The 13,008-nt window shown below is 46.9% G+C and carries 18 protein-coding genes; 7 read left to right on the top strand and 11 right to left on the bottom strand.

The window, feature by feature from the left end; genetic code table 11:
• Positions 1-38: 38 nt before the first annotated feature.
• From NOM72_RS05995 to NOM72_RS05955, 9 genes are all read right to left on the bottom strand, one after another.
• Entirely contained in the window at positions 39-509 is a 471-nt protein-coding gene (locus NOM72_RS05995; protein ID WP_255998183.1) for a hypothetical protein, read from the bottom strand.
• 31 nt (positions 510-540) lie between these two features.
• Positions 541-858, bottom strand: coding sequence for a hypothetical protein (locus NOM72_RS05990; RefSeq protein ID WP_023468447.1), 318 nt, complete (start codon positions 856-858; stop codon positions 541-543).
• 29 nt (positions 859-887) lie between these two features.
• Complete coding sequence (locus NOM72_RS05985) at positions 888-3,332, bottom strand: ABC transporter permease (RefSeq protein ID WP_255998181.1); 2,445 nt, start codon at positions 3,330-3,332, stop codon at positions 888-890.
• Positions 3,329-4,078, bottom strand: coding sequence for an ABC transporter ATP-binding protein (locus tag NOM72_RS05980; RefSeq protein WP_370688696.1), 750 nt, complete (start codon positions 4,076-4,078; stop codon positions 3,329-3,331). The genes NOM72_RS05985 and NOM72_RS05980 overlap by 4 nt, the downstream gene beginning before the upstream one ends.
• Positions 4,079-4,174: 96 nt before the next feature.
• Positions 4,175-4,597 (bottom strand): cytidine deaminase, encoded by a 423-nt coding sequence (locus tag NOM72_RS05975; protein WP_035397130.1) that lies wholly within the window; start codon positions 4,595-4,597, stop codon positions 4,175-4,177.
• 10 nt (positions 4,598-4,607) lie between these two features.
• On the bottom strand, positions 4,608-5,378 hold the full coding sequence (locus NOM72_RS05970) for an ABC transporter permease (RefSeq protein WP_035397128.1): 771 nt from the start codon (positions 5,376-5,378) through the stop codon (positions 4,608-4,610).
• A complete protein-coding gene (locus tag NOM72_RS05965) occupies positions 5,375-6,076 on the bottom strand; it encodes an ABC transporter ATP-binding protein (RefSeq protein WP_255998176.1) in 702 nt (233 codons plus the stop codon). Before NOM72_RS05965 ends, NOM72_RS05970 begins: the two co-directional genes overlap by 4 nt.
• Positions 6,077-6,172: 96 nt before the next feature.
• On the bottom strand, positions 6,173-6,613 hold the full coding sequence (locus NOM72_RS05960) for an NUDIX domain-containing protein (RefSeq protein WP_023468453.1): 441 nt from the start codon (positions 6,611-6,613) through the stop codon (positions 6,173-6,175).
• Positions 6,614-6,671: 58 nt separating this feature from the next.
• On the bottom strand, positions 6,672-8,267 hold the full coding sequence (locus NOM72_RS05955; RefSeq protein ID WP_255998174.1) for a M3 family metallopeptidase: 1,596 nt from the start codon (positions 8,265-8,267) through the stop codon (positions 6,672-6,674).
• 159 nt (positions 8,268-8,426) lie between these two features.
• Between NOM72_RS05955 and NOM72_RS05950 the strand changes: the two genes are divergently transcribed.
• Together NOM72_RS05950 and NOM72_RS05945 are read left to right on the top strand one after the other, a co-directional pair.
• Positions 8,427-8,633 (top strand): helix-turn-helix transcriptional regulator, encoded by a 207-nt coding sequence (locus tag NOM72_RS05950; protein ID WP_023468455.1) that lies wholly within the window; start codon positions 8,427-8,429, stop codon positions 8,631-8,633.
• A complete protein-coding gene (locus NOM72_RS05945) occupies positions 8,630-9,328 on the top strand; it encodes a DUF3169 family protein (RefSeq protein WP_255998172.1) in 699 nt (232 codons plus the stop codon). The genes NOM72_RS05950 and NOM72_RS05945 overlap by 4 nt, the downstream gene beginning before the upstream one ends.
• Before the next feature lie 44 nt (positions 9,329-9,372).
• Here the strand turns inward: NOM72_RS05945 and NOM72_RS05940 are convergent, their stop codons facing one another.
• On the bottom strand, positions 9,373-9,522 hold the full coding sequence (locus NOM72_RS05940; RefSeq protein WP_023468457.1) for a hypothetical protein: 150 nt from the start codon (positions 9,520-9,522) through the stop codon (positions 9,373-9,375).
• 100 nt (positions 9,523-9,622) lie between these two features.
• On the opposite strand from NOM72_RS05940, the gene NOM72_RS05935 reads away from it, so the two are divergent.
• Both NOM72_RS05935 and NOM72_RS05930 read left to right on the top strand, forming a co-directional pair.
• The gene (locus NOM72_RS05935) at positions 9,623-9,805 is read left to right on the top strand and encodes a Fe3+ hydroxamate ABC transporter substrate-binding protein (protein ID WP_255998170.1); all 183 of its coding nucleotides are present in this window, start codon (positions 9,623-9,625) and stop codon (positions 9,803-9,805) included.
• Between the two features lie 6 nt (positions 9,806-9,811).
• Positions 9,812-10,675, top strand: coding sequence for an NAD-dependent epimerase/dehydratase family protein (locus tag NOM72_RS05930; RefSeq protein ID WP_255998168.1), 864 nt, complete (start codon positions 9,812-9,814; stop codon positions 10,673-10,675).
• Positions 10,676-10,721: 46 nt separating this feature from the next.
• On the opposite strand, the gene NOM72_RS05925 is transcribed toward NOM72_RS05930, so the two are convergent.
• Positions 10,722-11,720 (bottom strand): phosphotransferase, encoded by a 999-nt coding sequence (locus NOM72_RS05925; protein WP_255998166.1) that lies wholly within the window; start codon positions 11,718-11,720, stop codon positions 10,722-10,724.
• 77 nt (positions 11,721-11,797) lie between these two features.
• Here NOM72_RS05925 and NOM72_RS05920 point away from each other — a divergent pair, with 77 nt between their 5' ends.
• From NOM72_RS05920 to NOM72_RS05910, 3 genes are all read left to right on the top strand, one after another.
• Positions 11,798-12,196, top strand: coding sequence for a VOC family protein (locus tag NOM72_RS05920; protein WP_023468461.1), 399 nt, complete (start codon positions 11,798-11,800; stop codon positions 12,194-12,196).
• A 122-nt stretch (positions 12,197-12,318) separates the two neighbouring features.
• A complete protein-coding gene (locus NOM72_RS05915; RefSeq protein WP_023468462.1) occupies positions 12,319-12,660 on the top strand; it encodes a PadR family transcriptional regulator in 342 nt (113 codons plus the stop codon).
• Positions 12,657-13,001 carry a DUF1048 domain-containing protein gene (locus NOM72_RS05910; protein WP_370688663.1) on the top strand — a complete coding sequence of 115 codons (345 nt, stop codon included), beginning with the start codon at positions 12,657-12,659 and terminating at the stop codon, positions 12,999-13,001. The genes NOM72_RS05915 and NOM72_RS05910 overlap by 4 nt, the downstream gene beginning before the upstream one ends.
• Positions 13,002-13,008: the final 7 nt, after the last annotated feature.

Raw genomic sequence — 13,008 nt, 5'->3', positions numbered from 1 at the left:
GCTCAAAAAGGAGCCGGTGCATCGACCGGCTCCACGGATTAGATCTTTTTCCACGACTTCGGATACATCCGCAGTTCCTTCTTCATTGGATGCTCAGCATCGAGACGTTTTCCGTTTCGTTCAAGCAACATATCGGATACGAGCAAAATAATCGCAAGAACGACATAGACAGTAAAACTGAGGAAGAATGGCAAGTCGAATACGATGATCAGCGGGAAGAATAATCCCATTAAGATGACGAACAAAAAATCGGTCACATACTGCCATTGAATGATTTTTTTCATCTGTGGTTCTACCGTTAATGCCATATCACGTTCGACTTCTTGCGAGTGAATCCGCGCAATCCACACTAGTGCTACAAGTAAAAAGAACAATGGCCAGTACACGTCCCGATTGGCGACGACTAATAAGATACTGACGCCGTACAGCAACGAGCTGTATAAACGTGGTTTGACGAGTTGACGCTTTTCTTCTTGAATGAACGCGATGCGCTCGGCTTTCGTTTTCATCTAAATCCCCCAACTGATGTGACGTATCTTTTTAATCTGATCGAACCGTCCGTGATCGACCGATGTACTCGACTTTATTTTGAAGTACACGATACATCCGGTATTCTCCCGTTGGTGCCGACTTCAGCTGAACGGCAATCTGATGACGTCGTGATTTCGATGATTCGGACGCTACGAAGTACGGTTTGACCGACGCGATATCATCACGTCCGAACTGCTTCGTCACGTGTCTTACGACTTGCACTTCAACAATCTGTTCATAGGTCGCATCCCGTTCATCTGCGATCATCCACCAGCCGACACCGCTAATTACTATGAGTAATAGAATCGCCCCGATCGTTTTTCGCATTTCGATCCCCCCGGTTCTCGTGCCCTTACTTACTGTTTCAATTCGTGAACGAGGTTTTCCTGCTTTCGTCGGGTGACGAACCAAGCGATGCTTAGGACAAGCACTATCAAACCGGCAATGGTTCCGGCAATCGTCGGTACGTTAAAGTAAAATGCCCCCCTATCATCGATCCGTGTCACGAAGAAAGTCGCACCAAGACCACTAATCAGCCCAAAGGTGATGCCACTCCCAACGAATAAGAGCATTTGAATGAGTGTCAGCTGCCGGAGCTTGTTCCGTGTCAACGCAATCGTTCGTAGCAAGGCATACTCGCCTCGTTTTCCACTCACGAAACTGAGTAAGGCGTTCGCAAGTCCGAACCAGACGGATCCACTCATGACGACAAGCGCAATCAAGAAGACGAACCAGCGTTCCGTCGTTTGTTGCTCCGCATCGCGAAGCGCGTCAGATAGTCGATTCACTTGCAATGTCGGATAACTTTCTGTGATCTCTAATAATGTTGTGGTCACTTGAGTCTTTTTTAACTCGGACGGAACGTCGATAAAGACATTCAAGATGTGATCGTTCGGTTGCCGCAGTTGCTCGTTCCGCCAATCCACGAGGACGTCTGGTGCTATCTTCTTTTCGATTCCAACGATTCGGAATTGACCGACCGAAACGCTTCGTTCTTGTTCCCCGTCCCATCGCCCGAGCGGCAACGTATCACCTTTTTCGAGACTATGTTTTTTAGCGAAGGTCCGTGAGACGATGATTCCTTCTGTGTCACTCGTCTGCTCTCCCTCTAAGACGTCAAGACGACGATAGTCCGTTACTTCGTATTCGATCGAGACATCTTCTTGAGACGATTGATATTCGAGTGAATTTCGAGACGACAGGAAGGTCGCTTTTGCGCCAGGTAGGTCCGTTTCAATTTGTCGAATCAATTGTAGCGGGTCTCCTTGCGATCCTTCATCTAAACGACTCTTTAGGACGACCTCCGTCGGATATTGGCTGATGATGTACTTCCGTTCGTTTTGTTGCACCGTCTCAAGGAACGTCGAGCCGATGACGACGATGATCATCAAGACTTGAACAATCAGCATCAACCAGGCATTTTTCCGAAGTTGCGGTAACACGCCCCGGAGGGCGACGAAACTTGTCGGTCCCGCTAACCGACGAACGATCGGTTCCGCTCGATGCAGCACTCCCTTCAAGAGGAGTGGCGTCGCAAGATACATCGTCAGTAAAAAGGCGACGGTTGCACCGAGCCAGGCGATTGCCCGTGACCCCTCCGTACTGGCAATCACTTCAGCGAATAACACCAAACTGACGGTCAATCCACTACTGAACAGGACGAGACGTTTTCGCCGAGTCGGTCGTGACGCCGTTTTCAGATTTTCTCGCAAGACGTGGAGTGGTAACACATCCCGTTTTCGGTAAGCCGTACTCGCGAGCAACAGCAGAATCAACAAGGCACTACCGAACGTTACGAGCACCAAGAACGCTCCCTGTTCGATCATGAGGGAGACGATCATTTTACCCTCTGTCGGCCATACGAGTTGACCGAGTAACGGGAAGCAAATACTGCCTAGAATCGTAAGCACCGTGCCCGCTAAGACAATCAATCCAGATTGAACGAAGAACAGCTGAAACAGTTGCCGTGTCGTCGCCCCAAGCGTCCGCATGATGGCAAATTGGACAGCATGTTTACGTAAATACAAGTCGAAATTCGCCATCAAGATGAAGGCGGACACGACAAGGATCAATACTGACAAGATTCCGATGTAGCCGTTCAGCGCCGGTGAGAGCGTTTGCCCTTCCGAAAGTTCAATCCGGAGCTTCGGATTCGCTTTGACGAGTGTATCGGCATAGTGGACGAGATCCGCCTCTTTTTTTAGATTGAGCAAGACGGCTTTCGTTTCAATCGGATGATACTTCTTCAGATCAGCATACGAAAGAAAGACTTGATCTTGCGTAGCTTCAGATGTTGTCGCACTTGGTAAAATCTCACGGATTCGATACGTCGCTTCTCCGACGCGAAGCGTTTGCCCGACACTACGATCAAGCGACGTCGCGAGTCGAGCTGACACGATCGCTTCTCCCTGTTTCAAATCGTTCGTGAAATGATACCGACTTTTCGTCAGGGCATCCGAATGAACTCCTATCGTCTCCACGTCGGCCATCGTTTGACCAGCTACGCGCGCTGTCGTCTGTATGATCGATTCTGCGCCCAAGAAATCGTGATCCTTTTTAAGTTGCTCAAACACGGACTGATCCGTCCGCTCGTCTTCAGGTGTATATTTGACCGTCAGATCGACTTGACCATATCTTTGTACACGATCTGTCTCGATAGCGGCTTGATTATGTAGTAAAAAAATGACCATCGTTAAGACAAGACCAATCGAAATCATGACGCTTCCGATTGAGGTCACTAAAATCATCGGACTTTTACGGTACAGTCGGTGGGAAAGACGGAAGAGATGTTGTCGTTTCATACAGCCCCCACGAATTGCTCGTATGTCTCTAAGATCGGCGCCACGTCTCCGGTTGACAGCTGATCGGCAACGATCTGTCCGTCATGGAAATACAGCACACGTTTCGCATGAGCAGCTACGGTCGCATCATGAGTCACGAGCAGGATGCTCGTTAATTGTTCGCGATTGAGTTCTTGAAGTAACTGCATGATTTCAGCAGATGTCTTGAAATCGAGGTTCCCCGTCGGCTCATCCGCTAAGATGATCGGTGGTCGACTGATCAAGGCACGTGCGATGGCGACACGTTGTTGTTGTCCACCCGACAGCTCTTGCGGTCGATGATTGTTCCACTTCGTCAGTCCGACTCGTTTGAGCCAAGTATCCACCTCTTGATTGATCGTTTTATCATCCATCCCCTTCAGCATCAATGGTAAAGCGATGTTCTCCTGAACTGTCAAATCATCGAGCAGATGAAACGATTGAAAGATGAACCCGATTTGCTGTTGTCGGTATAACGTCGCAGCAGGTTCAGTGAAGATATCGCGTTGCCGTTTTTCCTTTAAGGTCAACGTTCCGCCGGTTGGCGCGTCAAGCGCTCCCAGGATGTTCAACAGTGTACTTTTCCCGGAGCCACTCGTGCCCATGATGGCAATGAATCCTCCTTCCTCTAACGTAAAGCTGACTTGTTTTAACGCATGGATCGTCTCCGTTCCCCGTATGTAGGTTTTTGATAACCGTTCGACTTCTAATAAAGCTGACACGCATATCCCTCCTTAGTTGTTCTGTCTTTATCATAACCATAATAAGGATGATTTAGAAGTAAATGCAAAAAACTCCTCATCTAAACGACGAGGAGTTACTGGTTATTGTCGGACATATTTTAATGGAATCAAATCTGCAATCCGGACTTTCGTCAATTGATCGTCGATCGTCAAGAGGACAAATGCGTCCGGTGCATAGTCGGAAATCAATTCGCGACACATGCCGCACGGACTGACGACACGAATCGTTCGGTCCGCCTCATCCGAATAGGGATGTCGGACGGCGACGATCGTCTCAAAATCCGTCAATCCATCCGTGATGGCGGAACCGATCGTGATGGCTTCCGCGCACACTGTCACCCGTCCGATATAGGCTTCGACATGAACACCCGTTTTCGTCGCGCCATCTTTTGTCCGCAACGCAGCTGCGACGTGATGTTTATCGTCAGCGTAACGGCTTTGAATCGTTTCAGTTGCTCGTTCGACCAGTTGCAGGTCGGCTTCTGTAATCGGATAAGTCTGCATAACGTGCTCCTTACGTGTCTTTTTTCTTATAGGTCAAACCGATGAACTGTGCTTTTTCATTGAACAGTCGACGGTAGGATAGAAAACCAACGAGAACCGATGCCATCGCTGCCGTCGTCAAGATCAGGAATAGAATCAATAGTTGATAGAGGACTGCTTCCATTGGATCGGCGCCACCGATGATCAACCCACTCATCATCCCTGGCAGTTGGACGAGCCCCATCGTTTTTTGCGCTTCGATCGTTGGAATCATACTTGTCCGGATCGCGCCTTTTAAGCTCGTATCAATCGCTGTCTTCGCATCTCCACCGAGTGAAAGAATCAGTTCGATGATCTCGTCGCTTCGTTCGACCTCGTCCTTGAACTTATTGAGGAACAATAAGGACAAGATCATACAGTTTCCGATGACCATCCCGCTGATTGGAATGACTTGCTGGGCTTCGAACGGAATGATTCGTAACCCGAGCAAAATGCCCATTGTCAATGCTTCGACCGCAATCAGTGTGAACAAGATGATCCACTGGATCCCGGGAATCCCGTCCCCTTTACGGATGACGTTCAGTGTCGCTGCACCGATCATCAACAGAATCATCAGTAACATGAAAATTGGACTGCCGCTTTCAAAGACGAACGTCAAAATATAACCGATGATCAAGAGTTGGACGATCGATCGAACGGTTGCGATGAGGATGTCCTTCTCTAGACCAAGCCGTAACGTCCGCGCTAAGACGAGGGGGATCAAAATGAAGATGAGCGAAGTCGCCAGTTGGAGATAACTCATACCGATTCCCCCTTCAAGAACGCTTGCGTCTCTGCTTGACCACTTGAAACGAGTTCCTTGAATGCACCAGACTCGATCAATCGTCCTTCCTTTAAAAACCAGACGTCGTCGCTGACCCGCTTGGCTTGCTCTAAGTCATGCGTAATCCAAATGATCGTCGTCTGTAACTTCTGCTGTAAATCAAGAATCAGCTTCTCAATCTCCTGTACCATCCGGTAATCGAGACTTGCCGTAATTTCGTCAAGCAACAGGACGTCCGGTCGATTGACAAGTGTCCGCGCGATTCCAAGTCGGCTTCGTTCACCACCCGACAAATCTTTGACCGGTCGCTCAAGTTCGACGGATAGGTCAACTTGTTGTAGCAAGCGTTTCGCCTCTTCGCGCGGTAACGATTCACCGAAGATCGATTTCGTTAAATTGATATTATCGTAGACGGTACCTGGAATCATCGGCGCACTTTGGAACGCCATTCCGATCCTTTTGCGGACATCGAGCAGATTCATCTGCTCAAGTGGTTCGCCTCGAAAACGAATTTCGCCGCGATCGGGAGAAATCAGTCCATTGATGTGTTTCAATGTCGTCGATTTCCCGGCACCACTCGGTCCGACGAGCGTCGTAATGACGCCTTCGCGGAACTCACCTGTTATTTCGTGTAAGATGTGTTGATAGCTGACTTCGTGAAACGTAAGAATCGACATACCGTGTGTTCACCTGACTTTCTACAAGTTTCGGGTAATGCTCCTGTAGTGTTGTACCCGAAAATCCGTCACGTTAGTACGTCAAGCGACACTTCCTTACGAGTGGATGATCTCTCCGGCAAAATCGTACGGTACCGTTCGACCAGCAAAGAGCGATTCTTTTGATGCTTCCGGTAAATTGAGGTGTTTGAACGCTTCTTCACGATCCATCCAGACGAGTCCGGAAATTTCTTCTGGAACATTCGTCTTTAATTGACCGGAAGTGATTTCTCCCGCGAAGAAGAAAAAGAGACAATGTTCCCCCGCTTGCGGGAAGAATGCTTCTGCCAGATGGACGATGTCACTTGGTATGATTGTAAATCCTGTCTCTTCCAGAACTTCACGCGTGATTGCCGTATGTAGCGTTTCGTCGCGCTCGACCGTTCCACCGGGCAATGTATAGTAGTCACCATGATCGCCACGATTCTCGACCATCAATAATTGATCACCGGTTTCATTAAATAATGTCGCATAGACGATGTTTTTACGGATATTCATGTTCGTCCTCCTATCGTTTTGTACATCTGCTATTTCTGATCAAAGCGTGTTGTTTTTATTATGTCTTTTCTAGCTCATTTGTCCAAATTTCAATTTGACCCTGTAGGAACGCCATCAACTCTTTCATTTCCGCATCACTTGGTAAGAAGGATACGCCCGCTCTCGCATAGACGGCTTGGATCGAATGGGTTTGACTAAGCGCTAAAGCTGCGATGAAATCTTTCAGCGTTTGGTCAGGGTCTTTCGTGAAACGGTGATAAACCTGGAGAGCGGCGATTTGAGCAATCGCGTACTCGATGTAATAAAAAGGTGTCTCAAAGAGATGGATGACACTCATCCATGCGTGACCTTTCCAATCGGGTGTTTCCGACCAATCAATGACGTCCGTATCGTATGATTCTCGGAGATCGGCATAATAGGCATGTCGTTCTGTCGGATCATGATCGGGGTGAGCATAGAGCCATGATTGAAAACGATCGACGATGATCGTCTCGGGTAAGAACTCGACAATGGAACGAATCTGTTCCAGTTTCGCCCGGGCAACGTCTTTTTTATCCGAAATCACCTGATGCCATTCGTTCATCGTCAACAACTCGAGCGACATGGCAGCGAACTCCCCTACTTCGAGCGGAATCGGTTGTAGTCCGTCGTACGTTTCTTTCATCGCATCATGATGGACGGCATGGCCGATCTCATGCATAAAGATGACGAGATCATCGAAGGTATGGATGCGATTCATGAATAAGAACGATTGTTGTTCGACCGGTAAATACTCACAAAACCCTCCGCCCGCTTTGTTTGACCGGGCATCGATATCGAGATGATTTATCTGTCGCATGTCTTTTAATACTTCAGCAAAATAGGGGTGAACGCTCTTGAGGATGGCTTGAGTCTGATCTAAGAATGAAGTATCGGAATCGGTCACGTGATGATCAATCTGTGTATAGGCCGATTGCCGGACGTCCCACGGATGGAGCGCATGTTTGCCGAGAAACGTTTGTTGTTCGCGCTGAAATTGCCGTTTGACCGGTAGAAAGTCGGATTGAATGATGGTGGCGTAATGATCGACATCTTGACTCGTATAATCGACGCGTCCGAGTTCTACAAAAGCTAGTTCCTCGTATCCAATCTTACCACTTGCAGTGGCACGCGCTTGTCGTAACTCAACGAGTCGTGAAAACAACGGTTGAATGACGGATTCCTTCATGCGGAACGCTTCCTCAATCGATAAGAGAGCTTGTTTTCGAGTGGATTCATCCGTGTCAAATAAAGCAGCATAGAGATCCGAAACCGGCTCTCTCGATTTTGTCAGCATCGTCGCCTCAATTCGGAGATAGTCTTGAATAAGACTAGCTTCCTCTTCTGTTACACTTGTTGCTCTGAGTGATTGTTCAAAACGTGCTCTCGTTCGAAGTGTGACGTCATCACGCGAGACGAGATCCATTTTTACGGAACGTCTCAACGTATCGAGCTTATCCGATAGCTGCTGACGCCCTTGTTCGTATTCAGAAGTGGTACCGGGGTCTGTGACGTCCTGGAGATACGCGATTTTTTGTTTGAGCAATGTCTCTTCCATTTGGAGAATCGAAGCAATCTGGTGCGTAACATTCTCATCATGATAAATAACGTTATTTACACGTGACTGAGATTTCATCGACGGATTTCACATCTCCTTTCAACTTATTCTAGTATACAGTTTATGCCAACGATATGATCGTTTTACAAATAATTGATTATTATATTGTCTTTTTTGACTATTATCGTTGTCAAAAAGACCATGATAAGTTACATTATATAGGAGGTGAATCCCTATATGAAATCCAGGTTAAAAGAATTACGCGCCCGTCACGGGTGGAATCAGTCTGAACTGGCACGGCGTGCGAACATTTCGCGCCAGACGATCAGCTTAATCGAACGCGAAGAATTCATGCCGTCGCTATTGATCGCTGTCAAAATTTCTCGTGTGTTTGATACGCCGCTAGAAGATATCTTTTATTTCGATGAGGAGGAATTAACATGAACAAGGAAGCAGTCAAGGTCATCATCGCAGCGTTACTCGGTTTTATTAGCAGTTATTTCGTCATGTTTGTCCTAAAAAATATCCATTTGTCACAGTTTGAACGATCGCTCTATCTTGATTACATATTTATTGGTCTTTTCGTTATCTTGACGCTCTTGACTCTCAGTTACATCGTACGCTATTCGCAAATTCGTCAATTGACTCAACACTCTGTTTCTTCCGACGAAGAGGACGTGATTGACGATCAAGTGAATCGATACTATGCAGATGGCATGATGATGGTTCAGGTTTCTACTCTTCTCAGCATCGGGATCGCATCGTTTAGCATCATTGAAAACCAGTTCGGACTTCATTTGATACTGAACGGACTCTTTTTTATCATCAGTAGTCTTGCCTCTGTTTTTTATCTTAATCTCATGCATCATATATATCCGGACCGTCAGTTCCCGAAGTACTCGGAAACAAACTATATCAAAAAGCTGTTCGCTGCTTCAGATGACGGCGAGCGACACGTCATGTTAGAGGGACTCATCCGTTCACAGTCTTCTTTGCAACTCCTATTGATGGGGATCATCGTCGTATTAGTCGTGTATTCGTATGAGACCGGTCAATCTCAGATCTTTGCGATCAGCTTATTGATTATCGCCTTGATTTGGAGCAATGCGAAATATTTTCTCCATGTACGCAATCGCTAAAAAGGAGCATCCGGTCCCTCGACCTGATGCTCCTTTACTTGCCTTCAAAAATCCCGATGATTTTGTTGCTGATGGACATCATGTTGGTTCAGTGTGTACTCCTGATCGTCGAGCGAGCGATGTTTCGATTGACTCCGCGCTGAAATGAACCAGACGACTCCACCAACGGCGAGAAAAATAGCAATGAAGATCATGGACACCCTCCTTTAGATTCCTTTTTTACTTTATTCTTCCAACACCCTGGTTTTTCCTTTACGATAAGATAGAAGATATTAATTTATAGGGGGCGTTAGGATGTTCGGCAAAGAACCGACATGTATGCATTGCGGCAAAACGATTGAAGGAAACGAAAAAGTCTACATCCAGATGCGCTATCCGAAACATCGCGGGATGACGGAAGTCAAAGCATACCTAAAAAGCGAAGGACGTTTCATTTGTGAGCAATGTTTCGCAGAAAAGACAGCGTCAAAGGGGTAAGCACTTATGAACCTGAAAGAGAGTACGATTTTAGTTACAGGAATGACCGGAACGCTTGGCTCTCGTGTTGCGCGACGTTTTCTAGAAGAAGCGCGTGAAGTGCGCGGTTTGTATCGCTCTAAGGAACAAGCGGATCAACACGCCTTCAAAGGTGTCCACGCAGTCATCGGTGAGCTCGGTGATCGGGATTCGCTTCTAACAGCACTCCAAGGCATCGATTTGTTGATTCACTGTGCTGCCTATCTCGGAGATGACCCCGATTTAGCACAGGAAGCAAATGTTACAGGTGTACAACATCTCGCGGATGCTGCGACAAAAGCTCGTGTCAAGCGCATCGTTCACATCTCGACGACTTCCGTGTACGGCGAAGTCGTGAGTGGACATTTTACGGAAACGTCACCGCTCCTACCGTCCGAACATGTCTACATCCATACAAAACAGGAATCCGAACGCCTGTTACAGGAAAACACACCCGATTCCGATTTAATCATCTTACGTCCAGGATCAATTTGTGCCGAGGAGCAGTCCTATTGGGGGGATCGTCAAGTCGAGCGGATGAAGGAGGCGGATGTGATTACCTGGGTGCATCCGGATGATGTCGTCCCGTGGGTCCATACGGATAATCTAGTCGAAATGATCGTCATCGCCGCAAAAAATGCGCAAAATGGTGACACCTTTAATGCGATCGATGCGAATCTACCTGAGACGGATTTTCGGATGAAGTTGATCACAGCAAGTGACAAGCCGTACCAAATACCGAAGCGTGCAGCGGAATGCGCTACTTTCTCAAACGAACGAATCAAACGACTCGGATATGTTCCGATTCGTACTCCTGAATCAACTATTGAACAGTTGGTCAAATCGTTTTAATAACGAAGAAGCATCGAATCGAGTGATTCGGTGCCTCTTTTTATGCTTATCTTACCGACATCCACTTGATCCAGAGATTCCGGTCGTGCGCTCGTAATTCTTTTATTGTTAAAACGACTTGTTCTGTTCCAAGTACTCGTTCCGCTTCAGGGATCCCACTTTTCCCGAGTGAGCGCTCCAGATTAAAATTCAGCCAGTCCAGCTTTCCTTGGACACTGCTATCGATGACGTGCTTCCAGTCGACATCAGGCAAACGTTGGTTTGTCGCGTAACCGTCAAGAAAAGCGTTAAATCGAACGCGGTCAAACGTATTGTTTTCCTGCTTCGACCAATAACAGGCTGTCTCGAACACGTCGACCGCTCGATGGATCAGACCCGCAGACTCCCAGTCAATCAGGACTGGACCCGTTGGTGTCCAGAGGACGTTTTTTGGATCGAGATCACGATGACTGACGATCCAGTCTACTGGCAGTTGTTTCTGTGCTTTCTGTGCTAATCTTTCAATTCGTTGCAAATGTTCCTGCTCTTCCATGAATAGCTGCAGCCACTTTGCTTGCTGCCGTTTTCCTTCTTCTAAATGACCGTTCCAATCGATTGAAGTACTCGAGGTATCCGGCTTTAAAAAACCAGTTGTCGCTACCGTAAGTCCATGCAACCGTCCTAATTGAACTCCAATTTGTCGTGCATGTGCCGATCGAAGCTGATTGGCTGATAACGCCTTACCGTTGATCCAATCAAATAAAAGGTAATCCGAGCCGTCAATCGTTTGTACCGCTTGGTCGTTGATGCGACGTGCCGGTAATGCTGCTAAGTGAAATGATGCTTGCACGGCGACATCTTCTGACATCTTAAAATAATTTCGTGCTTCAGGGCGTCGCATGATGTCCGGATTCAATCGTTTTAAGACGTAAGATCCAGTCGTCGTCTGTAATCGCCATGTCTCATGCATGAGTCCGCCAGTCAATCGTACAGGTTCGCTAATCATTTGCCCTATTGTAAAACGTTCACAAATCAAATTCATCGTTTGTTGCATCATAATCTCCATTTCGTTCGTTCCAACCGATCCATGAAATGCTACACTAGTTTTGCAGGATTTCATTGAACACGAAGGAAGGTTTTAGTATGAAACAAATTCATCACATCTGCATTCAGACGACGGACTATGCTGCGTCTAAACATTTTTATGAACAACTTGGATTCTCACTCGTTCAAGAGTCACCTGGTTTTCACGACCGCGCCTTTAACAGCTGGTTACGTCTCGGTGACTTCTATATCGAATTGCAAACACCCAAATCGGGTCAGCCGTTCACTGATTATACGAAACAAGCAGCGGGTCCCGTCCATTTCGCACTTTACGTTGACGACTTGCAAGAAGAAGTAGCACGCTTGGAACGACTCGGGATGCCTTTCCTACCGAAACACGGCGGAAACATCTACTTCGTCGTCGATGGTCATCTCAGCAAATTAAAAGCACCAGAAGGAACAATCATCGAATTACGGGATACGTTTGCGATCTCTTAATTTCGATTCAACCGCCCATAATAAGGCGGTTTTTATATTGTCCAAACCAGTACTTTGTGTTACTATATAGTAGTAGTCATTAATACTAAGTAGCTGATTTATTAAGTAGCGAGGTGAATAATTTGGAAAATATCACAGAATTGCTCAAAGGTATACTTGAAGGATGTGTACTTGAGATCATCAGCCGCGGTGAAACTTATGGTTATGAAATCACTCAACAGTTACGTCAACTCGGATTCTCAGATGTCGTGGAAGGTACAGTCTATACAATCACGATGCGCTTAGAAAAGCAGCAGCTCGTTCATATCGAAAAAAAAGCGTCAACAATGGGACCTCCTCGAAAATTTTATACGCTAAACGAAGCAGGACACGATCGTTTACGTATTTTTTGGGAAAAATGGGCGTTCGTATCTGACAAAATGCAAGAACTGCAGCAGTTAAAACAAGAAGGGAGTACGAGATGATGAGAATATTCGAGCGGATCACCGGTAGTATGGAAGCTAAACGAGAATGGCGGTCGATGGAGAAGCGGGCTAAATCTCTTCCTCCTCGCTACTATGAGGCTTATCAAGCGATTCAACGCTATTTAAATGTCACGGGTGGACTAACGAGCTGGCAAAGTAGTCATCGTGTACTGACCGTCATCCTCGAGTTGATGGAACAAGCCGCCTTCGAGCAAAAACCAGTGACAGATTTCACTGGAGAGGATGTTGCTGCGTTTTGTGATGAGTTAGTGAAGGACGAGCAGTCTTGGCAAACATCGTACCGTCATAAATTGAATGAAACCATTCGTCAGAATTCATGATGACGTA

Origin of the sequence: Exiguobacterium sp. LL15, from assembly GCF_024436095.1 — a bacterium.
Lineage (GTDB): Bacteria > Bacillota > Bacilli > Exiguobacteriales > Exiguobacteriaceae > Exiguobacterium_A > Exiguobacterium_A indicum.
The sequence above is the reverse complement of the archived record's forward strand: the minus strand, read 5'-3'. Positions and strand labels throughout refer to the sequence as shown.

Bases quoted from the DNA above. Each gene is read 5' to 3' on its own strand.
- NOM72_RS05960 (WP_023468453.1), bottom strand. From the start codon at position 6,613: ATGAATATCCGTAAAAACATCGTCTATGCGACATTATTTAATGAAACC.
- NOM72_RS05950 (WP_023468455.1), top strand. From the start codon at position 8,427: ATGAAATCCAGGTTAAAAGAATTACGCGCCCGTCACGGGTGGAATCAG.
- NOM72_RS05945 (WP_255998172.1), top strand. From the start codon at position 8,630: ATGAACAAGGAAGCAGTCAAGGTCATCATCGCAGCGTTACTCGGTTTT.
- NOM72_RS05910 (WP_370688663.1), top strand. From the start codon at position 12,657: ATGATGAGAATATTCGAGCGGATCACCGGTAGTATGGAAGCTAAACGA.
- NOM72_RS05920 (WP_023468461.1), top strand. From the start codon at position 11,798: ATGAAACAAATTCATCACATCTGCATTCAGACGACGGACTATGCTGCG.
- NOM72_RS05930 (WP_255998168.1), top strand. From the start codon at position 9,812: ATGAACCTGAAAGAGAGTACGATTTTAGTTACAGGAATGACCGGAACG.
- NOM72_RS05985 (WP_255998181.1), bottom strand. From the start codon at position 3,332: ATGAAACGACAACATCTCTTCCGTCTTTCCCACCGACTGTACCGTAAA.
- NOM72_RS05995 (WP_255998183.1), bottom strand. From the start codon at position 509: ATGAAAACGAAAGCCGAGCGCATCGCGTTCATTCAAGAAGAAAAGCGT.
- NOM72_RS05940 (WP_023468457.1), bottom strand. From the start codon at position 9,522: ATGATCTTCATTGCTATTTTTCTCGCCGTTGGTGGAGTCGTCTGGTTC.
- NOM72_RS05970 (WP_035397128.1), bottom strand. From the start codon at position 5,378: ATGAGTTATCTCCAACTGGCGACTTCGCTCATCTTCATTTTGATCCCC.
- NOM72_RS05965 (WP_255998176.1), bottom strand. From the start codon at position 6,076: ATGTCGATTCTTACGTTTCACGAAGTCAGCTATCAACACATCTTACAC.
- NOM72_RS05925 (WP_255998166.1), bottom strand. From the start codon at position 11,720: ATGGAGATTATGATGCAACAAACGATGAATTTGATTTGTGAACGTTTT.
- NOM72_RS05990 (WP_023468447.1), bottom strand. From the start codon at position 858: ATGCGAAAAACGATCGGGGCGATTCTATTACTCATAGTAATTAGCGGT.
- NOM72_RS05955 (WP_255998174.1), bottom strand. From the start codon at position 8,267: ATGAAATCTCAGTCACGTGTAAATAACGTTATTTATCATGATGAGAAT.
- NOM72_RS05935 (WP_255998170.1), top strand. From the start codon at position 9,623: ATGTTCGGCAAAGAACCGACATGTATGCATTGCGGCAAAACGATTGAA.
- NOM72_RS05975 (WP_035397130.1), bottom strand. From the start codon at position 4,597: ATGCAGACTTATCCGATTACAGAAGCCGACCTGCAACTGGTCGAACGA.